We start from the raw sequence: 21,185 nt of genomic DNA, 5'->3' as shown, positions 1-21,185 counted from the left end.
GTGATTTTTTAAGTATCAAAAAGAGTTAAGGGAAGTTAAAAAAGAATCCCAAAGAGGGATTCTGTAAGAAACTAGAAAGAGTATTTTACTTCTACCCTTGCTCTGTTTCTATCTTGATCTGGTACATTCACACCATTTGTTTTATCTTCTGTATTTAGCATTGCATAGAATGCAGAGATATTTAGGTTTTTATTGTGTTGCCAGCTAATTGTTGGAGTGATTTCTGTAAATTCAACTTTACTCACTTGAGCACCACCTTGATGAGCTGTTAATTCGCTCTCACCATAAACACCTTCAATACCTACTCTCAATCTATTCTCAATGAAACCATAGCTAAGTGCGCCATAGAACACATTGATTTCTGCTTCATTTGCAAAAGTGCTAGTATCAAAACCACCAACAAGTGTTTTCCCTAAACCAAATGTAATACCTGTTGCAGGGTTTTGCCACCATAATTTACCAGCTTTTGCTAATGCACCTTCATCATCAAACATTACCGCTGTTCCATCTTGGAAGTTTGTGATATAACCTAGTTTTGCATCTAGTGGGATATTGAAATCATTTGTGAAATCCGCACCAATTTGGAATGAAAGCAAATCGTTTGCTTGAGCTACTTTATGATAAGCAAGCGCCTCATCATTTGCAATTTTTGCAAGAGCATATTGTAATTTAGCATTTAATAAGCTTCCTTTCCAAGATAGCTCTAAGAATCCTGAAGCATCTACTAAATCTTGCACATAGAAGCCCCAAGCTTGCGCGCCAATGTTACCAAAGCTTGTATCTGTGTTGTAAATCGCAGCTAAAGTGTAAAGTGGCTTATCTACTGAAGTATTATCACCATTATACCCAGCATACATATCATCTAAACTCCAAGAATCAAATGCACCACCTACTAGAGTAAGTCCTGTGATGTCGCTGTTTAGAGCTAAAATACCTGTTGCTCTATCATCACCAGCATCTGTTATAGGAGTAGCAAGGCGTTGCTTACCGATCATTACAGTTGTAGCTGTTACATCTGGAGTGATTGTTGCATAAAATGTGCTTACACCAAAATCACCATCTTTACCAGAACCTAGACCTGTACCTGTCCCAGGAGCAGTATTGCCATGATTTACATTTTGTTTTTCATTGTTATACAAAATTCCCAAGTTCATTGCTACGCTATTAACAACAGGAGTTTTGAAATCTGCTTGTGCTCTCCATCTATGTGTAGCATTGCTGTTGCTTACATCACCATTACCATTATCATATCTGTCATCATTATAGCGGTATCTTAGATATCCACTTACATCTACACCTTTGATTGCTTCTTCTAGTGGTTGCGCAAAACTTGCTGTAGAGAATGCACCTAGTGCAACACTTGCTGCCAAACTTAATTTTAGAAACTTCATTCTAATCTCCTTTATAGAGTAAATTGTAAAAATTACAAGGCGCATTATACAAAATTTAAAAAATAAAAAGCAAGTATTTTTTAGAGTTTTTCATAGTTTTTTTCAAAATTTTGCATAAATTTGTGGCAAATTTGCAAAAATTATAGAATTTTTAGGGATTTTTAGTGGCTTGTTTATTGTTAGTTTATTTTTTTGTTGGTAGGATTTGTTTGTATTTGTTTCACTAGATTTTAGCTCTACTAAAATCTAGTCTTTAAAGTTGGAATCTAAAATTAATTTTTAATCCCTAAAAGAGTGTTTATCATCTCATCAATTGTTGTGATCATCTTCGCATTTGCACTATATCCGCTTTGAAACCTAATAAGATTCACAAGCTCATCATCCACAGAAACTTCAGAAAGCGCCTTATACTCTTGTTTTGTAGAGCTATATACGGCTTCTTTTGTAAGTTGTGTGGTCTGTGTGGCTTGTGTCTCAGAAGCAACCTTTCCTGCAATGTAACGAAAATACCCACTAATTGTTTCTGAACGCTGCTCACCTTTATAATCTGTGAAAGTAATCTTATCAAATTGAAGTTGCTGCATTTTGTTTGCAACCACAAAGTTTCCATCCACGGCTTCTCTAAAGGCACGAATTAATGTTGGATCATCTCTATATTGTTGAGCTAACTCAATATCTCTTGCGTCTTTTCCATCAAAAAAACGATTCACGCCAAAAGCCCCTGCGAAGTTTGTGCCACTATCTTGGATAGAGATATAAATATCTTCAGATGGATTTTTGGAAGTGATACTAAAAGTCTTAGATTCATTATTATAAACAGCTTGAAAGCGATCATCAAAGTCATTTAATGGGTTTCCATCTTTATTATCATCAACATTACTATTTAGTTGATTGACAATATCTTGCATTGTTGTAAGATTATTAATTGTAACTTCTCTAGCTCCTAGCTCTTTACCATCTTTGTCATACATAACAACCTTAAATGTTCCTTCACGCACATTATAACCACTTGTTGTAAGTGCATCTCTTGCATCTAAGGTTAGTTCATCACTTTTTGCACTTCTTTGAGAAGATTCTGCATAAATATTGTTTGTCGCTTCTATAATTCCGTTTGCAAAAGTATCTAAGTCATTAATATACACTTGAAGTTTTCCTAATGTCCCATTACAATTTAACACATCTTCTGTGCGGATTAAATCAAGTAATGCGCCGACTTTACCTTGATTTAAAGCGTTTGTTAAATCATAAGGTTTGTGATCACTTCTTAGATATTTAATTGTGTAAATTCCGCTTGGATTTTCGGAATTGTCCAAAACCAAAGGATGAAAAGAATCACCATCTACGATAGATTTACCGCCGATTGTTAGCGTATAATCATCATCAAAATCTGCAATATCTTTATCCACACAAGCACTTCCTTGCACATTTTGTTTAAAAACATCACAGCCAATTAAATTATTAATTTCAAACTCATATTGATCACGCAAATCACGCAAATCATTCGCCTTTTTATTCATATCTTTATTTTCATATTCTGCAATTTTTTTATTTAAAAGCGCAATTTGTTCTCCTAGACGATTAACTTCTTCTACTGCCACTTTCATTTCATCGTTTAGGCGTTTTTGCAAAAACTCTAAAGATTTTCGCGTTTCTTGGATATTTTTTGTCAGTGTTTTTGCCTGCTCTGCTAGAGCGATTTTTTGTGCTGGATCACCGGCTTTTGTGGAGAGATCTTTCCATGCGTTAAAATAACTTTGCAAATCTTTATAGATTCCAACTCCATCAACTTCTGGATAATATGCAGAAGCTTCTTTAAGCCCAGAAAAACTTGTGTCATAAAAGGTTTTCTCTGAACTTGCTTTTTTATAACGCATAAAACTATATTCATCATGCACGCGTTCAACGCTTAAGATATTTAAGCCCTGCCCTAATGCGTAATTTTGCTTCCAAAGTGGTGTTTCAGCAGCAGATCGCACAACTTGACGAGAATAAAATTCATTGTTTGCATTTGCAATGTTATTTCCCGTAACATCCACCATCACTTGATGTCCGGTTAGTCCGGTATAAGGGGTATTTAGAGAAGAAAGTAATCCACCCATTGCCTACCCCTTTAAACTTCTGCTTGCAAAAACGATGCGTTGCCTAAGGACTGCTTATTATACCCTCTATCTTCAGTGGGGACAATTTTGCTCAATAACGAGCTATAAAACTCAGAAACTGCTAAAGACATTTTGCCAAAGCGAAGATTTAAGTCTTTTAACAAATTTAAACTATCGTGCAAAGCAGCTGTATATTGACTTGCGCCATCACCTAATAAATGCTGCTTATCTTCATAGGTTAGATCTTCTAGTGTAGCGTTTGGAAATTCTTTGCGCAAGCGTTCTTCTATCTCTTGTGCATAGGCTTCTTTTTTGCGGATAAATGATGCGGTTAATTCTTCTTTTTGTGGGATTCTTGCAAAGATTGCGTCATTATTAGCAACCTTAATATCCGCAATATCTTGTTCTGTAATCGCAATGAGAGCTTTAATATCCTCTAACGCGCCTTGTAAAAACTGCAAAGACATAAGATAACTCCTAATAAATTTAAGTTATTCTTATCTAAGCAATTCTTGTGCCAATTTCTCTGCACTCTCCTTTAAATTGAGTTTGTAAGTCCCATTTTTAATCGCATCTTTAATGCTGTCAATTTTAGATTCCAACTTTTGTGTGTCTTTTGTCTTTTGTTTCTCTTCGATAGAATCGTTTTTAGCATTAATTTGCGAAGTGTTTTTATTATTGGCTTGATTAATAGCCGTTGAAAAAGTCGCATTACTCATCAAATGACTAATCATCTTCACTCCTTTGTATAAAATCTTGCTAGCTATATCGGCTAATTTTTAAAAACTAAAAGGATTCACGCACACTTTTTGCAACATCCTGTAAAAACTTCTCTGTATCCGTCTTTGCAGGGGCGATGTGCTGTGCTTCACTATGTAGTGGGACATTTGCTCCGCCAATTTTAATAGTATATAAAATCACAAAAAGCATAAAATACACAAACAAACCAAATCCAATTGATGGCACAAACCAATCCTTCACTTTGTATGCTCCTAAACTCTGCTTTTTGAAAAATAAATGCGAGATTATAACAAAAATTCTATATTTTTAAGCATTTTTTAGTTTTTTTGCCCTAAATTGCGGATTTTGTGATATAATCCTTAACTTCTTTTTAAACCAAAATCTTCATAAAGGATTGTAATGTGCGTGTATCAATGGCTTAAAACTTCAGTTCTCTTTAAAAATTCTCTTAAATTTTGTCTTTCTTTGGTAGCATTTGGAAGTTTTTCACACGCTGCAACAATCCAAGAATCCAAATGGGAACAAGGACAAACCCTTCTAACTTTTTTCGAAAAAAACTCTATTCCTTTAAAGACCTATTATGATCTTGCGCCAGAAGATAAAGAGCTTGCAGATGAAATTATTGGTGGAAGCACCTATTATGCACTTTATGATGATTCTGTTTTGCTTCAAGCATTAATTCCTATCAATGAGAACTCTCAACTCCATATTTTTAAACAAGGTGATCAATATGGGATGCGAGCAATTCCTGTTGTGTATTTTTCTAAAGAACATACAATTTCTCTTTCTGTGGATAACTCCCTTTATAATGACATTATTTATCTAACAGGAGATAGTTTTTTAGCGAGTGATTTTATCCAAGCATACAAAGGGAGTGTAGATTTTCGCCGTGAAGTGCGCAAAGGCGATCAACTTGCAATCATTTATGAACGCAAATATCGCTTAGGAAAGAATTTTGGTGCGCCAAACATCAAGGCTTCTACCTTAAAAGTTAGCAACAATAATCAATATGTTATCCGTCACGAAGATGGGCATTTTTATGATTTAAAGGGCAATAATTTAAGCAAATATCTTTTAACTGTGCCTTTACAATACAAAAGAATCTCTTCACATTTCTCAATGGGAAGAAAGCATCCAATTTTAGGCTATAAACGCCCACATTTAGGCACAGATTATGCAGCTCCAAGACACACTCCAATCCGCGCTTCTGGCAATGGTAAAGTAATCTTTGCAGGAACAAAAGGTGGATATGGCAAAACTGTGATTATCCAACACGACAATGGATACAGAACACTTTATGCACATATGCACAAAATTGAACACGGAATCCGTGCTGGCTCTCACATCAAACAAGGGAGAAAAATCGGCACAGTTGGTAGCACAGGACTTAGCACAGGACCACATTTGCATTTTGGTTTATATAAAAATGGCAACGCAGTTAATCCTACTAAACATCTAAGAATTGCACAATCTAAACTACAAGGTAAAGAAAAAGAAAGTTTTTTAGAAACTGCGAAAACTTATGAAAAAGCTCTTCAAGCTGCACTCCAAGAAGAGAAAAAGAACACACCTTTTAAGCACGCAAAAGAAGGTTATATTGTGTATCTTAACCAAGAGAAGAATCTCAACTAATGCAAGCTAAAAAGATTTCAAATATCCGCTTTTGCGCGTGTGAAGATTCTAAGTACATTAAACCTAAAAGAATGCAATTTGTAGAAAACGGCAAAGAACGCAGTTGGGATATTATTGAAGCACACGATAGCGTTGCAGCATTGCTTTATCACACGCAAAAGGACGCGTTTGTTATTGTTAAGCAGTTTCGCCCTGCTGTCTTTTTAAAAGAAAGAAATCGCGATATCAAACATTTAAAAAGCGAGATTGGTTATACTTTTGAGTTGTGCGCTGGAATTACAGATAAAGACAAGCCGTTAAATGTGATTATGCAAGAAGAAATTTTAGAAGAATGTGGATATAACATTCCTTTAGAAAATATCACGCAAATTACAGAATTTTATAGCTCCGTGGGCTTTGCTGGGAGCAAACAAACATTATTTTTTGCCACACTTGATGAGGGCTATCGCCAAAATCTAGGAGGCGGGATTGATGATGAAAATATAGAAGTGATTTTTATCCCAAAGACAGAAGCTTATACGTTTATTTTGGATTCTAGTTTTCCTAAAACTTCAGGGGTAATGTTTGCATTTCTTTGGTATTTTAGGAATCATACATAATGCAAAATTTCTCTGCCTTAAAAGAACTCACACAAAAGTTAGATGAAATCAAAGAAGCGTGGCAAATTTATACAATTTTTGAAGAAGCTAGAAAAAATTTCAATGAAGAATTTAGCGCATTAAAAAAGGATAAAGAAGCATTAATAGGATCCTATAACAATATTTCTGCAAAAAACGCACTTCTTCTTGCGCAAAACAAAGAACTAGAAGCAACAAATAAAACCCTACAAGAAAGCAATGCTGCCCTAGAACATACAAAAAATATCAAAGAAAAATCCGATTCTAATTTCAAAGATGACTTAGAGAATTTAGAATCTAAAAAGGATTTCTCAAATCTTTATGCGCAATTACAAAATCTACAAGAGATTTTAAAAACTTCACAAGAAACCCTTAAAAACATTCAAGCTCCAGAACCTGTGGTAAAACTAGAAGTTTCCTATCAAAAACATCAGCGATTACTAGCAAATCCAGCAAAAGATTATGTTCTTTTACAACACGCAAACGATTTGTTTAATACTCTAATTAATGTGGAATCCAAACTCAAAACGCTTGATTTAGAGCTTGCAAAACTTCAAGTAGAAATGCGCGATTTATTTCAAAATACACAAATACGAGGTCTTAAAACAATACAAGAGCAACCCATCACAAATTCCATACTTTTAGATTCCACAAATAACGATAACCCTTGAAACCTGTAAAGATCTTCATTGCAGCACTTGAATACTCTGCAAACTTACATCTTTTAAATCTTCTTAACGCATTTTGTAAAAAAAAGATTTCTTTTGTTCTTTGTGGGATTTTTGATACTGAAGTCTTAGCGGCTCACAAAAGCAATTTTCAAAGCACCTTGGACCCTTCTAGCTTTCGCATAATGGGATTTAGTGGAATCTTAAAAGTGATTCCAAAATTTTTTGCCACTAAAAAAGAGCTTGCTAAGATTGCTAGCACAAGTGATATTGCACTATTTATGGATTCTTCTTCTTTTAATATCCCACTTATTAAGACGATTAAAAAACTTTGTCAAGGCAAAAATTCTCCACATATTATTTATTATATTCTGCCACAAGTATGGGCTTGGAAATCCTATCGCGCTAAGGTTTTAAGTGAAATTTGTGATTCTCTTTGGGGGATTTTGCCTTTTGAAAAGGATTTTTATCCTATCTCTGCAAACTTACATTATGTAGGACATCCACTATTAGATGTTCTTCCATTTTCTTTTCATACACGCCAAAACTCTCCAAAAATCGCCTTTATGCCCGGCTCAAGAAAAGCAGAAATTCAAGCACTTTTTCCCATCTTTAAAACACTAGCAAAAACCCTTAAAAACAAAGGTCAAATCCCGCTTTTAATCGCACCAAAAACCTTTGAACACAAAGATTTAAAAACAATTTATGGTGATTTTAGTGATTTTGAAGTTATTTTTGAAACCTATACAGGCTTAAAGCAATGCTCTTTTGCCTTTGTTTGCAGTGGGACAGCCACACTAGAATCTACGCTTTTAGGGATTCCAACAATTCTAGCTTACAAAACACGCACCCTAGATTATTACATCGCTAAAGCACTTGTGAAACTAAACTTTATAGGACTTAGCAACATTTTTTTAGAGTTTTACACCTATCAATCGCCTAAAAATAATCCAAACCCAGAGATTCCACCTATTCACCCAGAGTTTTTGCAACATTTTGTTACACCGCAAAACTTACTAAATGCTTATGAAAACTATGATTATGCACACTTTTTTGCGCAAAAAACAAAGCTTATAAAATACTTACAACACGGAAGTGCAAAGACTTGTGCAACAAATTTAGAAAATTTAATAAAAAATTTACAAAAATAAAGGGCTTTTTAACTCTCTTTGCCTTACTATTTCAAATTATTTTATTTTTTAAGGAATCTTTGTGGAGCCTATGACAGAATATGGCTATAACAAGCTAATCACTGAACTTAAGAATTTAAAAGAAGTTGAACGCCCAAAAAATATCATTGAAATTGATACAGCTAGAGAACACGGCGATTTAAAAGAAAATGCAGAATATCACGCCGCAAGAGAACGCCAACTTTTTTTGGACGCACGCATTAATGAACTCACACAACTTGTTGCAGAAGCACGCGTGATTGACCCTACAACACTTTCCCACGATAAAGTCAGCTTTGGATCAACGGTTACGCTAGAGGATTTAGATACAGAAGAGAACTACACATACACAATCGTTGGTGCAACTGAAAGTAACCCAGATAAAGGATTAATCTCTTACCACTCTCCCCTTGCAAAACAGCTTTTAGGTAAAGTTGTCGGCGATGAAGTGGGCGTAGTTCTACCTAAAGGACGCGTGGATTATGAGATTTTAGAAATCACTTATAAACCAATTGTCTTTTAAGGATAAAACAAATGGCTGTGCTAAAAATCAAACTTTTAAATTCTAATGCAACTCTCCCTAAATATCAAACAAGTGGTGCTTCAGGATTTGATTTATGCGCAAGTGAAAACTTAGTTATCAAAAGTAAAGAATTTGCCCTTGTGCCAACAGGACTTAGCTTTAGCTTTGATGAAGAATATGAAATTCAGGTGCGTCCTAGAAGTGGATTAGCTTTAAAATATGGAATCTCTGTTTTAAACACGCCCGGAACGGTTGATTCAGACTATCGTGGTGAAATTAAGGTGATTTTAATCAATCACGGAAAAGAAGATTTTACTATTAACATTGGTGATAGAATTGCGCAAGCAGTGCTTTGTCCTATTAAAAAAGCAGAAATTGAAGTCGTAGAAATCCTAGATGATACAAAGCGTGGGTTAGGTGGCTTTGGAAGCACTGGCAAATAAATATAAGGAGAAGAATTGAGCTTAAAACAAAATGTAGAATACATCAAAGAAGAAATGAATAATGATGAAAAAATGCTAGAAGGACTTTTACGCCTTGAGAGTTGGTTTAGGCGTTATAAGTCTGCACTTTTAACATTGTTTGGAATTTTTATCATAGCTATTGTTGGATATTTTGGAAATAATTATTACCAAGAAAACAAACAGCAAAATCTAGCAAACGCATATGAAAAAGCATTAAAAGGCGATGAATCCGCCCTTAAAGTCTTAAAAGATTCCAAAAGTAGATTATATGATTTGTATCTCTACCAAAATGCTTTAAAGTCTAATGATACTGACACGCTAAAGGTATTAAGCAATTCTAAAGATCCTATTATTGCACAATTTGCAAAAGCACAAGTTGCTTCACTTAGCAAAGATTTAGACATGCTAAATTCTCAAAATTCTGGGGATTTTGGCTATTTACAAGCTGCACTTTTAGAAATCCAAGCTGGAAATTTACAAAAAGCTAGAGAAATTTTAACAAAAATCAAAAACGACTCTCCAATACGCGATTTAGCAAACGCACTCACACATCTTAGTATTAAAGGAATAGAAAATGCAAAATAATGCTTTAAAACACGCTTTGAAAATTTTGTTTTTAGGAACTATTAGTGCTTTAATACTAAGTGGATGTGGTTCAAAATATTATTTTGAACCAAAAGAAGATAGCATAAAAGGTAAAGTATCTTACAATGGTCAAATTCCAGCTGATATAAAGTCCATAGTGCGCAATGGTGCTACACTAAAAAGCGGGCATTTTATTACAAAAAATGGAGAAATTTCCAATATTCGCCTAAAAAGAGATATGCAATATTTAAATGAAAGTGAAAAATTTTACATCACACAATTTAAAAAATCTCTTGTTCTCATTAACAAAAATGATCAACAAGAAACTGCTATCACGCTTGAGAGTATTCCAGTAAGTGCTGCTATGGATGACAAACTAATTGCAATGATTTTTGACACTAATACCATTGCAATTTATGATTTAGATCTTATGCAAATTGTTTATCGCCAAGAAAATGTTTCAGCTCCAGCAAATAACACTCTTATTGCTGCACCTTATTTCTTAAGTGATATTGTAGTGATTCCAACACTAGATGGCAAACTTATTGTTGTGGATAAAACAAGTATGCGCCTTGTTAGAAATATCGTAGTTAATGGGGATAAGTTTTTTAACAATGTAATTTTCTTAGAAGCAATTGGAAATCGCATGGTTGCAGCAACTCCAAAGCGCATCATTTCTGTTAGCCCAAATGTTATTAATACTTTTGATTCCAATATTAAAGATATTTTATTCTTTGAAGATAGAATTTTTATCTTTTCTAGCGAAGGCGAGATTATTCTAACAGATAAAGATCTTAATGAAATTCGCCGCAAAAAATTCCCATTTGCACATTTCTCAGCAACAAATCACGGGAAAGATATTGTTGTGCTTGAAACACAGGGATATATGATTTTAGTGGATGATGATTTACAAACAAGCACAATCAAGAAATTACCTAGTAAAATCTCTACTCCAACCTTCTCTGCTTCAGATAAAATATTTATTAAAGATAGATTCTTCAACATTCAATAGGTGTCCTAAATGATTCTTTGCGATATTGGAAATAGTTTTTTACATTTTTATTATCGCGGAAGAGTCTGGAAGGAAGATAAACACTCACTCACTCCAAAGGATCCTAAAGAAACAATCCTTTATATTAGTGTTAATAAGGATTCTACAAATGCTCTTTTGCGCTCTCATAAGAGGTGTTTTGATTTATGCAACCACTTGAGCCTTGATACGACTTATAAGGGCTTGGGAGTGGATAGGATTGCGGCTTGTATGGCGGTTAATGATGGCGTTATTGTAGATGCTGGAAGCGCTTTAACAATTGATGTTATGCATCAAGGTATCCATTTAGGTGGTTTTATAATGCCTGGTATTTCACAATATCGCAAAATGTTTGGAAATATCTCAATCTTAGATCAAGAAATGAATCTTGCAGTAGATTTGCACACTTTTCCACAAAACACAAAAGATGCGATAAGCTATGGAATGTTAAAATCTATTATCCTAACACTGCACACTACTTCAAAAAATAAAAGAATCCATTTTACAGGTGGTGATGGTAAGTTTCTTTCGCATTTTTTCGAAAACTGCTTTTATGATGATTTACTTGTTTTTAAGGGAATGCAAAAAGCCATTGAAACAAACTTCACATCAAAAGGGATTTATTTATGATTAAAGTTGCACTTCCAAAAGGACGCAATGCAGAAAAAACACTAGAAATTTTTGAACACTTTTTGCATACTCCATTACATTTTGAAGATCGCAAGCTGATTTTGCAAAAAGGCGATTTTAGCTTTATGCTTGTTAGAAATCAAGATGTCCCCGCCTATGTAGAGCGTGGAGTAGCAGATATTGGGGTGGTTGGACTTGATGTTTTAGAAGAACAAAAAAATTCTCTTGTGCGCTTGCTTGATTTGGGTTTTGGAAAATGTAGAATCTGTATTGGCTCTCCAAACTCATATTCTTTTAGTTTTGCCAATCAAAATTTAAAAGTTGCCACAAAAATGGTTAATATTACCAAATCTTTTTTTGCTAAAAGAGCAATGAGTGTAGAAATCATCAAACTTTACGGCTCTATTGAGCTAGCAGCACTTGTAGGAATGGCAGATGTGATTGTGGATTTAGTAGAAACAGGCGATACAATGCGTCAAAATCATTTAAAAATTGATTATACAATTATGGATATTAGCGCGTATTTAGTGGCAAATCCTAATAGTTTCTATTTACAAAAACAAAAAATTTTAGAAATTCAAAGTCATTTTAAAAATGTATTAAATCTCTAAAAGGAGTCAAAATGGGACAAACAATTACAGAGAAAATTTTTTCAGAACACGCAAAGAAAAAGGTGTATGCAGAAGATATTGTTGATTCCCCCATTGATATGGTGATTGGAAACGATATTACTACACCACTCTCCATTAAAGCATTTGAAGAAAGTGGTGCAACAAAATTGGCAAATCCTGATGGATTCTGTATTGTAATGGATCACTTTATCCCAGCAAAAGATATTGCAAGTGCTAATCAAGCAAGAATTAGCCGCGATTTTGCAAAAAAACATAATCTTAAATATTTTTTTGATGAAAAGGATATGGGAATTGAGCACGCTCTCTTGCCAGAAAAAGGACTTGTTGTTAGTGGAGATGTGATTATTGGAGCAGATTCTCATACTTGCACACACGGCGCATTAGGTGCTTTTAGCACGGGAATGGGCAGCACTGATTTAGCCTATGCAATGATTACAGGAAGAAATTGGTTTAAAGTGCCAAGCTCCATTAAAATAGAGTTTATAGGAAAACCTGCAAAATACATTTATGGCAAAGATTTAATCTTAGAAATTATCCGCCAAATTGGAGTTGATGGCGCATTATATCAGGCTTTGGAGTTTTGTGGAGAGGGGATTTCTTATTTAAGTATGGACGATAGATTTTCTCTTTGCAATATGGCAATTGAAGCCGGCGCAAAAAATGGAATCATTGCACCAGATTCCATTACGCGAGAATTTTTAGCAAGTCGTCCAAGTTTGCGCACGAGTCCTAAAGAGTTTTTTTCTGATTTAGACGCCAATTATACACGCACCTTAACTATTGATATTAGCAAACTTGAACCTATTGTTGCATATCCTTTTTTACCAAGCAATGGTAAAAGTATTTCACAAGCAATCAAAGATGATTTAAAGATTGATCAAGTCTTTATTGGAAGTTGCACAAATGGAAGATTAAGCGATTTAAAAATTGCAAGCGAAATTCTAAAAGGTAAAAAAGTGCATAAAGATGTGCGCTTAATTATTACTCCAGGAACGCAACAAATCTATAAAGACGCGCACAAGTTTGGATATATTGATATTTTATTAGAAGCTGGCGCATTAATTTCTAACCCTACCTGTGGTGCTTGCCTTGGAGGATATATGGGGATTTTAGGAGATAATGAACGCTGCGTTTCTACCACAAATCGCAATTTTGTAGGCAGAATGGGTGCTAAAAATTCTGAAGTGTATCTTGCAAACTCCGCAGTTGCTGCAATAAGTGCGATTAAAGGTAAGATTGCCGATCCGCGCCAATAAAGATTAATAAAATCTTTGCTGCACTTGTTGAAGTTGCGCTTCAGAGAAGATCTCTTCTCCCATATATTGCCACTCTAACTCGCTAGGGATTGTGAAATCTCTGTATTGTTGTGTCGCGGGATTTCTATTTCCATTTTGAAAAGAGCGCAGACTATATCCTGCTATGCTTCCACCATTTAAAAAATACGCTGTTGTGCCAGCACCTATTCCAGCCCCCAATAAAAACGCATCTGCTTTTGCTGAAATACATCCACTAAAACCCACTAAAATTCCAATTAAAGAACTCACAAACAATACCTTTTTAAGCATTCCCTTGCCAAAAAATTCATCCATCATTTTTGCACCTTCTTAGTAAAATTCTAATTCTTTCTAAGCACACTTTATTCCAAAATTAGATAAAATCTCAAGTTTAGCTAACAAAAAAGGCAATTTAGCAATGTTTGGAATGGGATTTTTTGAAATTTTAATGGTTGCAGTTGTGGCAATTATCTTTTTAGGACCAGAAAAACTGCCAAAGGCACTTGTAGATATGGCAAAGTTTTTTCGTGCTGTTAAAAAAACAATGGAAGATGCTAAAGAAAGTTTAGATAAAGAAATTAATCTTAGCAAAATCAAAGAAGAAGCTCTAGCCTACAAAAATAGCATTACACAAGGTGCGCAAAATCTCACAAAAGAGTTTGACTTAAAAACGCTCAACTTAAATGAAAATCCCCTAGAAGATTCCAAAACACAAATACTGCCACAAAACACAGAAAAACCACAAGATTCAAAAAGTGATTCCACAGAACAAAAGTTGGAATCCAAAACACAGACAAGAGAAGTCAAATTAAACACAAACAATACAACCACACTAAACTTTGGTGAAAATCTCAAAAAGGAATCTTAATGCTTGAAGATTTAAAGCCTCATATTCAGGATTTGCGCCGTTGCTTAATCCGTATTACTATTGCGCTTTTAGTAACCTTTGCGGTGTCTTTTTATTTCTGGGAGATCATTTTAGATTGGATGGTAGCACCTTTAAGCACTGCCTTACCAAAAGGGCGAGAAAGCGTGATTTTTACGCAAGTTGGAGAAGCATTTTTTACAGCAATAAAGGTTGCATTTTTTAGTGGATTTATTTTTGCTCTTCCAGTAATTTTCTGGCAAATTTGGGCATTTGTAGCACCTGGTCTTTATGATAATGAAAAAAAACTTGTAATTCCTTTTGTGATTTTTGGGACATTTTTCTTTTTATGTGGTTGCGCCTTTGCCTATTATATTGCTTTTCCTATTGGTTTTGGATATTTAATTAACTTTGGTAGTCAGCTATTTACTGCTCTCCCTAGCATTGGGGATTATGTAGGATTTTTTGCAAAACTAATGGTAGGCTTTGGTGTATCTTTTGAGTTTCCTGTAATTACATTTTTCTTAGCAAAAATAGGACTTGTAACCGACAAAACACTAAAAGATTATTTTAAATTCGCCATTGTTTTTATCTTTATTTTAGCGGCTATTCTCACTCCTCCAGATGTGCTTTCACAATTTTTAATGGCAATCCCTTTAACTCTACTTTATGGGCTTTCTATTATGATTGCAAAAATGGTAAATCCCTATAAAGAAGAACTTGAAGAAGACTAATGGATACTTTAGCCCTATCAAGTTATGACTATACACTCCCAAAAGAATGCATCGCAACAACCCCCATTACTCCAAAAGAAGCAGCAAAACTTCTTGTATTCAATCGCAAAGATTGTAGCATTACACATAGCATTTTTAGAGATTTTACAAGCTTTTTGCCTAAAGATACTTTGCTAGTTTTTAATAACACTAAAGTTTTGCCTGCTAGAATCTATGGTAAAAAAATCTTAAAGGATTCCAACCTAAATGGGGCAAAAATTGAAGCACTTTTTCACAAAGAACTTGATGAAAATCGCTATTTAATGCAATTTAAAGGGCGCTTAAAAGCAGGTAACCTCATCGACTTTGGCGGTATATATGCTAGGATTTTAAACAATTTAGAAAATGTTGGAATCGGATTTAAAGAAGCAGAATTTTTCACAAAAGAAGACAAAGAAATTCCTCTTAGTCGTGATGCTTTTTTTAATTTTTTAGAGCATAAAGGACACATTCCCTTGCCTCCATACATCAAACGCGAGGATACACAAGAAGATAAACAAGATTATCAAAGCGTTTTTGCAAAACACTTAGGAGCAATTGCCGCTCCCACTGCTTCACTGCATTTTAGTAAAAAAGCCTATACTAATCTAAAAAAACATTTTAACACTACAGAAATCACATTACACACAGGTGCTGGGACTTTTCTTAGTGTCAGTGCAGAAAATATTTTAGAACATAAAATGCACACAGAATCCTTTTTAATCCCACAGGATTCCGCACAAAAAATCAAAGAAGCAAGACACATTACAGCTATTGGCACAACTGCAGCACGCACAATTGAAACTTACGCAAGAAATGAAGCTTTTAAACAAGGCAAAGCCTTAAATGGAGAATGCAATTTATTCTTGCACCCAAAAAACCCACCAAAAGCCACTCACGCACTTTTAACAAACTTCCATCTGCCCAAAAGCACGCTTTTAATGCTTGTTGCTTCTTTTATAGGACTAGAGCAAACCTTAGCACTCTACAAAGAAGCTATTGCAAAAAACTATCGCTTTTATTCTTATGGCGATGCAATGTTGATTTTATAGGATAGTCAATGTTCTTAAGCGCAAATCAAAAAGAGCTTTTAGAAAGCTACACACAAATGCTACTCTCTTGGAACGCAATCCATAGTCTAAGTGGAGCAAAAGATTATAAAAGCATTCAAAAAAATATTGAAAATTCTCTTTATCCTTTAAGTCAAATTGATTTGAAAAATAAACGCTTGCTTCTTGATATTGGCAGCGGTAATGGTTTCCCAGCAATCCCTTTACACATTGCGCTAAATCTTCCAACAATTCTTTGTGAGCCAAACGCCAAAAAAGCCGCCTTTTTACAAAATATAAAGGCAACTCTAAAGCTCAAAAATTTAAGCATTGAACGCAAAAAGATAGAATCTCTAACCCCTAAAAATTTACCTGATCTTATTACATCAAGGGCGACTTTTGCCACAGAGATTTTAATTCAAAAATGCAAACACTGCATACAGGATACAACAACACTTTTACTCTACAAAGGCTCAAATGTGGAAAATGAAATCCCAAAAGATCTTAAACACACACGCCTAACACACTCTTTATTGCAATACCTTATTATCAATGGAAAGGATATTTTATGTTAAAGTGGATAATCTTTGCACTCTGTATTGTTGGAATCTATTTTTTCTTTTTTAGAAAGCCAAAAGCCCATATAAATAACCAAGAACACAAAAAAGATTCCATAATGCTAGAATGCACAAAATGCGCGACTTATGTTTCAAGTGATGAAGCCATTATCCAAGATGGCAAATATTACTGCTCTAAGGAATGCTCAAAATGTTAATCTTAAACCACTCTTTAATTACGCCTTTAAACCTAGTCTTCATAAAAGAAAAAACAGAAATAAAAAATTCTCTCCCTAATGATTTTTTAATCCTAGAAAACAACGACTCTATCACTAAGTTAGCAAAATATTGCAAAGACAATCACCTAGACTTTAGCGCAATCCCAACAAACATTACAGAAGCTTTGCTTCTAGTTAATCTTAATGCGCGCCATTTACTAACTGACAATTTAGAATTTGCAAGCACACTACAAAAACTTGCTGAAATCTATCTCTTTGATACAAAAATTCTCTTAATAATCACACAAGAAACAGAGATTGAAACTGCCGCGAAACACAGCATTGATGGAGTGATTTTTATCCCTAGAAGCAAATAACAAATCCACGATCAAGCCCTGCTAAATCCTTGTAAAACTCCACACTCTTATGTGGGATCATCTTTAAATACCTTTGAATACTTTCTTTTTGATCATAGCCCATTTCACACAGCAAATAAGGAATCTGATTCTCCCACGCTAAATTAATAATATTCAAAAGTATTTCATCTCCCCTATCCCCTCCAAAAAGCGCGTTTTGTGGCTCATAGGATAGAGATTTTGGCAGCACTTCTCCTTTTTTAATATAAGGCGGATTTGAAACCAAAAAATCAAAATTTACACCAAGCTTTAGATTAAAATCCAAATAAGAACTATGGTGCAAGGTTAGATTTTCTGCTTTAAATTTTATTTTATTAACATACGCATTAAACAAGGCTTCTGGAGAAATATCACTTGCGTGAAAACTTAAATTAGAATCCTTTTTGATACCCTTACTTAAATGCGCAAGTAACACGCTAATTGCCCCACTCCCAACGCCAATTTCTGCAATATTTTTGCAATTCTTATCTACAATAAATTCTAATGCTTTTTCTACTAAAATTTCTGTTTCAGGGCGTGGGATTAACGCACCATAAGAAATATATAACTCCTCTCCATAAAAGCTAACTTTTTCTATTAAATACTCTATGGGTTCGTGATTTGAACGGCGTTTAATTAGTCTAAAATACGATTCTGCAAAAAAAGATTCCACATTTTGATAAAAGTTTACGTGCAACTCTACTCTTTTGCGCCCTAAAACAAATCCTAATAAAATCTCCGCCTCCAAACGCGGACGCAAAATTGCGTTTTCCTGCAAAATCTTAACACCAATATCAAGCAAATCCTTAATGGTTTTTGCTAATGGAGTTTTAGATTTCATCTTTTTGTGTTTCTTTAGACAAATCTCTCCCCAAATGCCCAAAATCAAGCGCAATAAGCCTTGCCATTAAAGGAGGATGGCTATAATAAAAGCGCATATACAAAGGATGAGCAAGAGGGAAAGAATTGTTTTCTTTAACAAGCACAAGAAGAGCATTTGCCAGATCTTTTTTGCTTGTTAAACTTGCACCAAACTTATCTGCATTAAACTCATTTTGACAACTTAAAGCATTTACCACAAGCATAAAATAAAAGCCAAAAGGCGCACTTAAAATCAGTAAAAACACAATGTTTGCTTGCGGACTTGGCTCTAAATTTGCTTGCATAAACAATGCTTCTGGCAAATTTGCCACAAAAAACACAAGAGTTGCAAAAAAACCAAGAATTAAAGCCATCATTTTATAAAGATCATAATGCTTAAAATGCCCCAATTCGTGTCCTAATACAGCCAAAAGTGATGGAAGTGGGATCTTATCTAAAAGCGTGTCAAACAAAATCACTCTCTTTGCTCTGCCAAGCCCTACAAAATAAGCATTTAATCGCCCATCGCGCTTAGACGCGTCCATCACAAACACACCATCACTTTTAAATCCAACACGCATCAACAAAGCCTGAATTGCTTCTTTTAATTCTGCGTTTTCTAAAGGAGAAAATTTATTAAATAATGGTGCAATTATCGTAGGATAAAGCATATTTAACCCTACAATCAACACTGCTCCTAACACAAAAGCATAAATTTCCCAATTTTTTATATATAAAATCATCCAACTAAATGCAAAAATTAAGATTCCACCAAAAATTAAAAGCAACACAAAAGACTTTAGCGTATCTATTATAAAAAGTTTTACTCCTCCCTTAGCAAAGCCAAATGCCTTATCCACAACTAAAGTTTGATATGCGCTTAAAGGCAATGCCACTAAAGATTGCACCACCAAAAAACACAACACAAATACCACAGATTCTACCAAAGGAGAAAAATCTAAAACATTTTCTAACGCTTTAAAACCAAATAATAACCAAAACCCAACAAACACCAAATCTATAAGCGTATTAAATACACTTATTCTCTCACGCAAAATTGCATATTGTGCTGCTTGAATAAACTTTTCTTTTTCTAAAATATAAGGTTCTTTTATACTTTCTTTGTGTAAAAATCTCAACTCAAGCACAGATAAAATCACTCTTGGAAGACTTAAAAACAACGCATAACACATCAAAATTAACATTGAAAATCCTTAAAAAATCCTTGAATTTCTTTTTAAATTCACTCCTAAAACTTGCTTGCATTATAACAAAAGCGCGTAAAATTTGCTATTTATAATGTATAATTCACCAAAAATTTAAATGAGATTTTAATGGCTTTATTAGAAAGAAATGATATTGCAGTAGATTTAGGCACAGTAAATACTATTGTGCGCAACAACATAGATGAAGTTTTATTTTGTGAAGCAACTTGTATTGCATTAGAAACCAAATACAATAACATACGCACCCTTGCCATAGGCAATAATGCTAAAAAAATGCTAGGGCGCGCTCCACAAGAAATCCATGTCATTAATCCAATTTCAAAGGGAGCAATTAGCGATTTTGAAACCACAAAAATTTTTATGCAAGCTTTAATTGAAAAAGGCAAAACAAGTTCTTTAGATCCAAGAGTTGGGATTAGTATCCCACAGAACTTAACACAAGTAGAACGCCACTCCCTTTATGAGGCTACAATGCTTGCAGGCGCAAAAGAAGTTTTTCTCATAGAAGATCCTTTTAGTGCAAGTGTGGGAGCTGAGCTTGATATTAGCACTTCACGCGCAAAAATGATTATTGATGCAGGTGGTGGACTTGTGGAGGCTAGCATTATTTCTTTAGGAGGACTTGTTACAAGTGCTTTTACTAAAGAAGCGGGAGATTTTATTGATGAAACAATCATTGAGTTTTGTCGCCACAATAAAAGCATAGGCATCAGCAAAGAAACAGCAGAGATGATCAAACGAAGCACCAATGTTTTTACAGATAATCCCAGCATTAGCGTTGGTGCAAAAAACCTAGTTAATGGAATGCCTATTGCGTGCGAATTACAGCTTAATGACTTTAAAAATCTTCTTTTAGCAAGTATGGAAAAAATTAAATGCGTGATTCTAGAAGCAATCCACGAAGCCCCACCACAAATTGCACCAGACTTAATTGATGATGGGGCGGTTTTAACAGGGGGATTAGCCTTCATGCAAGGACTTAGAGATTATTTAGAAGAAGAATTAAAAATTGCAATTCATCTCTCTCCAAACCCCTTATTAGATATTTCTAAGGGTGCGTGTTTGATTATGCAAAATTATGCAAATAGAGAGTCTTAATGTTGGATTCTAGCTTTTTAAGCGTGCAAAAAACACATATCCAAACCCCAAAGGGATTGCGCGCGTTTTTAAGCCACACTCCTTTGAATATCGCCTTTCACGCTGGTAGAGATTGTAAAGAACAAATCCTAAAAAACAGAGAAACCATCATCTATCCTTTTACACTAGAGAATTTAGCCTATCTCAATCAAATTCACGGAAACACAATTATAGAAGCAAATTCTGGAGGATTATTAGGCAATGGAGATGGAATCCTAATCACACAAAAAGGCATTATTGCAATGATTATGGTTGCAGATTGTAATCCTATTTTACTCTTTGATTCAAAAAAACAAATTTTAATCTTACTACATGGGGGGCGTGTAGGCTTAGAAGTTGGAATTTTAAATCAAGCATTAAATCTTTTACAAAAACGATTTCACACTCACCTAGATGAACTTTTCATCTATATAGGACCTTCTATTAGAAATTGTTGCTATGCAGTCAAAGAAGAAGTTTTTAAGGGAGAAGCTTTAGAAAAAGGTAGAATCTTACGCAATGGAAAACTTTATTTAGATTTAATTGCAGTTATTCAAGCACAATTAGAATCTTATTATATAAAACCCTCCATAATCGCTCCACAATGCACCTGTTGCCACCAACAATTTTTCTCTTATCGGCGTGATTTCAATTGTGGGCGTTTTGCTCTTTTTGCATATTTGGTATAATA

Annotated in this window: 27 protein-coding genes; 19 read left to right on the top strand and 8 right to left on the bottom strand. The window is 34.4% G+C overall.

All coding sequences use genetic code 11. The features are described 5' to 3' along the window. Positions 1 to 71: 71 nt before the first annotated feature. The 5 genes from Q0358_RS05685 to Q0358_RS05665 all read right to left on the bottom strand — a co-directional run bounded on the left by Q0358_RS05685 (position 72) and on the right by Q0358_RS05665 (position 4,456). Positions 72 to 1,391, bottom strand: coding sequence for a major outer membrane protein (locus Q0358_RS05685; RefSeq protein WP_299548583.1), 1,320 nt, complete (start codon positions 1,389 to 1,391; stop codon positions 72 to 74). A 272-nt stretch (positions 1,392 to 1,663) separates the two neighbouring features. Continuing rightward, positions 1,664 to 3,490, bottom strand: a complete 1,827-nt coding sequence (gene flgK, locus Q0358_RS05680; protein ID WP_299548580.1) for a flagellar hook-associated protein FlgK — start codon at positions 3,488 to 3,490, stop codon at positions 1,664 to 1,666. 11 nt (positions 3,491 to 3,501) lie between these two features. Beyond that, a complete protein-coding gene (locus Q0358_RS05675; protein ID WP_299548577.1) occupies positions 3,502 to 3,957 on the bottom strand; it encodes a hypothetical protein in 456 nt (151 codons plus the stop codon). Between the two features lie 30 nt (positions 3,958 to 3,987). Next, positions 3,988 to 4,224, bottom strand: coding sequence for a flagellar biosynthesis anti-sigma factor FlgM (locus Q0358_RS05670; protein ID WP_299548574.1), 237 nt, complete (start codon positions 4,222 to 4,224; stop codon positions 3,988 to 3,990). 52 nt (positions 4,225 to 4,276) lie between these two features. Continuing rightward, complete coding sequence (locus tag Q0358_RS05665; protein WP_299548571.1) at positions 4,277 to 4,456, bottom strand: hypothetical protein; 180 nt, start codon at positions 4,454 to 4,456, stop codon at positions 4,277 to 4,279. 174 nt (positions 4,457 to 4,630) lie between these two features. Here Q0358_RS05665 and Q0358_RS05660 point away from each other — a divergent pair, with 174 nt between their 5' ends. The 11 genes from Q0358_RS05660 (at position 4,631) to leuC (ending at position 13,437) form a co-directional block, all read left to right on the top strand. Then, the gene (locus Q0358_RS05660) at positions 4,631 to 5,863 is read left to right on the top strand and encodes a peptidoglycan DD-metalloendopeptidase family protein (RefSeq protein ID WP_299548567.1); all 1,233 of its coding nucleotides are present in this window, start codon (positions 4,631 to 4,633) and stop codon (positions 5,861 to 5,863) included. Then, complete coding sequence (locus Q0358_RS05655; protein WP_299548564.1) at positions 5,863 to 6,462, top strand: NUDIX hydrolase; 600 nt, start codon at positions 5,863 to 5,865, stop codon at positions 6,460 to 6,462. Before Q0358_RS05660 ends, Q0358_RS05655 begins: the two co-directional genes overlap by 1 nt. Next, positions 6,462 to 7,151 carry a hypothetical protein gene (locus Q0358_RS05650; protein WP_299548562.1) on the top strand — a complete coding sequence of 230 codons (690 nt, stop codon included), beginning with the start codon at positions 6,462 to 6,464 and terminating at the stop codon, positions 7,149 to 7,151. Before Q0358_RS05655 ends, Q0358_RS05650 begins: the two co-directional genes overlap by 1 nt. Then, complete coding sequence (lpxB, locus tag Q0358_RS05645; RefSeq protein WP_299548559.1) at positions 7,148 to 8,299, top strand: lipid-A-disaccharide synthase; 1,152 nt, start codon at positions 7,148 to 7,150, stop codon at positions 8,297 to 8,299. Before Q0358_RS05650 ends, lpxB begins: the two co-directional genes overlap by 4 nt. A 70-nt stretch (positions 8,300 to 8,369) precedes the next feature. Next, positions 8,370 to 8,840: a transcription elongation factor GreA gene (gene greA, locus Q0358_RS05640; RefSeq protein ID WP_299548889.1), complete on the top strand. Its 471-nt coding sequence runs from the start codon at positions 8,370 to 8,372 to the stop codon at positions 8,838 to 8,840. Positions 8,841 to 8,851: 11 nt separating this feature from the next. Beyond that, complete coding sequence (dut, locus tag Q0358_RS05635) at positions 8,852 to 9,283, top strand: dUTP diphosphatase (RefSeq protein WP_299548557.1); 432 nt, start codon at positions 8,852 to 8,854, stop codon at positions 9,281 to 9,283. Positions 9,284 to 9,298: 15 nt separating this feature from the next. Beyond that, the gene (locus Q0358_RS05630) at positions 9,299 to 9,889 is read left to right on the top strand and encodes a hypothetical protein (protein WP_299548554.1); all 591 of its coding nucleotides are present in this window, start codon (positions 9,299 to 9,301) and stop codon (positions 9,887 to 9,889) included. Then, a complete protein-coding gene (locus tag Q0358_RS05625; RefSeq protein WP_299548551.1) occupies positions 9,879 to 10,901 on the top strand; it encodes a hypothetical protein in 1,023 nt (340 codons plus the stop codon). Before Q0358_RS05630 ends, Q0358_RS05625 begins: the two co-directional genes overlap by 11 nt. A gap of 9 nt (positions 10,902 to 10,910) precedes the next feature. After that, positions 10,911 to 11,549: a type III pantothenate kinase gene (locus Q0358_RS05620; protein WP_299548548.1), complete on the top strand. Its 639-nt coding sequence runs from the start codon at positions 10,911 to 10,913 to the stop codon at positions 11,547 to 11,549. Beyond that, entirely contained in the window at positions 11,546 to 12,160 is a 615-nt protein-coding gene (gene hisG, locus Q0358_RS05615; RefSeq protein WP_299548545.1) for an ATP phosphoribosyltransferase, read from the top strand. The genes Q0358_RS05620 and hisG overlap by 4 nt, the downstream gene beginning before the upstream one ends. 11 nt (positions 12,161 to 12,171) lie before the next feature. Then, on the top strand, positions 12,172 to 13,437 hold the full coding sequence (leuC, locus tag Q0358_RS05610; protein WP_299548542.1) for a 3-isopropylmalate dehydratase large subunit: 1,266 nt from the start codon (positions 12,172 to 12,174) through the stop codon (positions 13,435 to 13,437). A 3-nt stretch (positions 13,438 to 13,440) separates the two neighbouring features. Here leuC and Q0358_RS05605 read toward each other — a convergent pair whose 3' ends face one another. After that, positions 13,441 to 13,773, bottom strand: a complete 333-nt coding sequence (locus Q0358_RS05605) for a hypothetical protein (RefSeq protein WP_299548539.1) — start codon at positions 13,771 to 13,773, stop codon at positions 13,441 to 13,443. A gap of 100 nt (positions 13,774 to 13,873) precedes the next feature. Between Q0358_RS05605 and tatB the strand changes: the two genes are divergently transcribed. From tatB to Q0358_RS05575, 6 genes are read left to right on the top strand one after another with little or no spacing between them, the layout of a single operon-like run. Further along, positions 13,874 to 14,323: a Sec-independent protein translocase protein TatB gene (gene tatB, locus Q0358_RS08435; protein ID WP_317381148.1), complete on the top strand. Its 450-nt coding sequence runs from the start codon at positions 13,874 to 13,876 to the stop codon at positions 14,321 to 14,323. After that, a complete protein-coding gene (tatC, locus tag Q0358_RS05595) occupies positions 14,323 to 15,054 on the top strand; it encodes a twin-arginine translocase subunit TatC (RefSeq protein ID WP_299548537.1) in 732 nt (243 codons plus the stop codon). Before tatB ends, tatC begins: the two co-directional genes overlap by 1 nt. Then, a complete protein-coding gene (queA, locus tag Q0358_RS05590) occupies positions 15,054 to 16,124 on the top strand; it encodes a tRNA preQ1(34) S-adenosylmethionine ribosyltransferase-isomerase QueA (RefSeq protein ID WP_299548534.1) in 1,071 nt (356 codons plus the stop codon). The genes tatC and queA overlap by 1 nt, the downstream gene beginning before the upstream one ends. An 8-nt stretch (positions 16,125 to 16,132) precedes the next feature. Continuing rightward, positions 16,133 to 16,696 carry a 16S rRNA (guanine(527)-N(7))-methyltransferase RsmG gene (rsmG, locus tag Q0358_RS05585; RefSeq protein WP_299548531.1) on the top strand — a complete coding sequence of 188 codons (564 nt, stop codon included), beginning with the start codon at positions 16,133 to 16,135 and terminating at the stop codon, positions 16,694 to 16,696. Then, on the top strand, positions 16,690 to 16,896 hold the full coding sequence (locus Q0358_RS05580; RefSeq protein ID WP_299548529.1) for a PP0621 family protein: 207 nt from the start codon (positions 16,690 to 16,692) through the stop codon (positions 16,894 to 16,896). The genes rsmG and Q0358_RS05580 overlap by 7 nt, the downstream gene beginning before the upstream one ends. Next, entirely contained in the window at positions 16,890 to 17,273 is a 384-nt protein-coding gene (locus Q0358_RS05575; RefSeq protein ID WP_299548527.1) for a hypothetical protein, read from the top strand. Before Q0358_RS05580 ends, Q0358_RS05575 begins: the two co-directional genes overlap by 7 nt. Here Q0358_RS05575 and Q0358_RS05570 read toward each other — a convergent pair. Together Q0358_RS05570 and Q0358_RS05565 are read right to left on the bottom strand one after the other, a co-directional pair. After that, positions 17,260 to 18,132 (bottom strand): HemK/PrmC family methyltransferase, encoded by an 873-nt coding sequence (locus Q0358_RS05570; protein WP_299548525.1) that lies wholly within the window; start codon positions 18,130 to 18,132, stop codon positions 17,260 to 17,262. The genes Q0358_RS05575 and Q0358_RS05570 overlap by 14 nt on opposite strands. Next, the gene (locus Q0358_RS05565) at positions 18,122 to 19,357 is read right to left on the bottom strand and encodes a M48 family metallopeptidase (protein ID WP_299548523.1); all 1,236 of its coding nucleotides are present in this window, start codon (positions 19,355 to 19,357) and stop codon (positions 18,122 to 18,124) included. Before Q0358_RS05565 ends, Q0358_RS05570 begins: the two co-directional genes overlap by 11 nt. A 129-nt stretch (positions 19,358 to 19,486) precedes the next feature. On the opposite strand from Q0358_RS05565, the gene Q0358_RS05560 reads away from it, so the two are divergent. Then, the gene (locus Q0358_RS05560) at positions 19,487 to 20,476 is read left to right on the top strand and encodes a rod shape-determining protein (protein ID WP_299548521.1); all 990 of its coding nucleotides are present in this window, start codon (positions 19,487 to 19,489) and stop codon (positions 20,474 to 20,476) included. Next, on the top strand, positions 20,476 to 21,183 hold the full coding sequence (locus tag Q0358_RS05555; RefSeq protein ID WP_299548519.1) for a polyphenol oxidase family protein: 708 nt from the start codon (positions 20,476 to 20,478) through the stop codon (positions 21,181 to 21,183). Before Q0358_RS05560 ends, Q0358_RS05555 begins: the two co-directional genes overlap by 1 nt. Positions 21,184 to 21,185: the final 2 nt, after the last annotated feature.

Origin of the sequence: uncultured Helicobacter sp. (assembly GCF_937893305.1) — a bacterium.
Classification (GTDB): domain Bacteria; phylum Campylobacterota; class Campylobacteria; order Campylobacterales; family Helicobacteraceae; genus Helicobacter_D.
Note: the sequence above shows the minus strand (reverse complement) of the source record. Positions and strands in the feature narration are given on the sequence as shown.

Excerpts from the sequence above, each read along its gene's own strand:
- Q0358_RS05685 (WP_299548583.1), bottom strand. The coding sequence starts at position 1,391 with ATGAAGTTTCTAAAATTAAGTTTGGCAGCAAGTGTTGCACTAGGTGCA.
- flgK (WP_299548580.1), bottom strand. The coding sequence starts at position 3,490 with ATGGGTGGATTACTTTCTTCTCTAAATACCCCTTATACCGGACTAACC.
- Q0358_RS05675 (WP_299548577.1), bottom strand. The coding sequence starts at position 3,957 with ATGTCTTTGCAGTTTTTACAAGGCGCGTTAGAGGATATTAAAGCTCTC.
- Q0358_RS05670 (WP_299548574.1), bottom strand. The coding sequence starts at position 4,224 with ATGATTAGTCATTTGATGAGTAATGCGACTTTTTCAACGGCTATTAAT.
- Q0358_RS05660 (WP_299548567.1), top strand. The coding sequence starts at position 4,631 with ATGTGCGTGTATCAATGGCTTAAAACTTCAGTTCTCTTTAAAAATTCT.
- Q0358_RS05655 (WP_299548564.1), top strand. The coding sequence starts at position 5,863 with ATGCAAGCTAAAAAGATTTCAAATATCCGCTTTTGCGCGTGTGAAGAT.
- Q0358_RS05650 (WP_299548562.1), top strand. The coding sequence starts at position 6,462 with ATGCAAAATTTCTCTGCCTTAAAAGAACTCACACAAAAGTTAGATGAA.
- greA (WP_299548889.1), top strand. The coding sequence starts at position 8,370 with ATGACAGAATATGGCTATAACAAGCTAATCACTGAACTTAAGAATTTA.
- dut (WP_299548557.1), top strand. The coding sequence starts at position 8,852 with ATGGCTGTGCTAAAAATCAAACTTTTAAATTCTAATGCAACTCTCCCT.
- Q0358_RS05625 (WP_299548551.1), top strand. The coding sequence starts at position 9,879 with ATGCAAAATAATGCTTTAAAACACGCTTTGAAAATTTTGTTTTTAGGA.
- Q0358_RS05620 (WP_299548548.1), top strand. The coding sequence starts at position 10,911 with ATGATTCTTTGCGATATTGGAAATAGTTTTTTACATTTTTATTATCGC.
- hisG (WP_299548545.1), top strand. The coding sequence starts at position 11,546 with ATGATTAAAGTTGCACTTCCAAAAGGACGCAATGCAGAAAAAACACTA.
- leuC (WP_299548542.1), top strand. The coding sequence starts at position 12,172 with ATGGGACAAACAATTACAGAGAAAATTTTTTCAGAACACGCAAAGAAA.
- Q0358_RS05605 (WP_299548539.1), bottom strand. The coding sequence starts at position 13,773 with ATGATGGATGAATTTTTTGGCAAGGGAATGCTTAAAAAGGTATTGTTT.
- tatB (WP_317381148.1), top strand. The coding sequence starts at position 13,874 with ATGTTTGGAATGGGATTTTTTGAAATTTTAATGGTTGCAGTTGTGGCA.
- tatC (WP_299548537.1), top strand. The coding sequence starts at position 14,323 with ATGCTTGAAGATTTAAAGCCTCATATTCAGGATTTGCGCCGTTGCTTA.
- queA (WP_299548534.1), top strand. The coding sequence starts at position 15,054 with ATGGATACTTTAGCCCTATCAAGTTATGACTATACACTCCCAAAAGAA.
- rsmG (WP_299548531.1), top strand. The coding sequence starts at position 16,133 with ATGTTCTTAAGCGCAAATCAAAAAGAGCTTTTAGAAAGCTACACACAA.
- Q0358_RS05580 (WP_299548529.1), top strand. The coding sequence starts at position 16,690 with ATGTTAAAGTGGATAATCTTTGCACTCTGTATTGTTGGAATCTATTTT.
- Q0358_RS05575 (WP_299548527.1), top strand. The coding sequence starts at position 16,890 with ATGTTAATCTTAAACCACTCTTTAATTACGCCTTTAAACCTAGTCTTC.
- Q0358_RS05570 (WP_299548525.1), bottom strand. The coding sequence starts at position 18,132 with ATGAAATCTAAAACTCCATTAGCAAAAACCATTAAGGATTTGCTTGAT.
- Q0358_RS05565 (WP_299548523.1), bottom strand. The coding sequence starts at position 19,357 with ATGTTAATTTTGATGTGTTATGCGTTGTTTTTAAGTCTTCCAAGAGTG.
- Q0358_RS05560 (WP_299548521.1), top strand. The coding sequence starts at position 19,487 with ATGGCTTTATTAGAAAGAAATGATATTGCAGTAGATTTAGGCACAGTA.
- Q0358_RS05555 (WP_299548519.1), top strand. The coding sequence starts at position 20,476 with ATGTTGGATTCTAGCTTTTTAAGCGTGCAAAAAACACATATCCAAACC.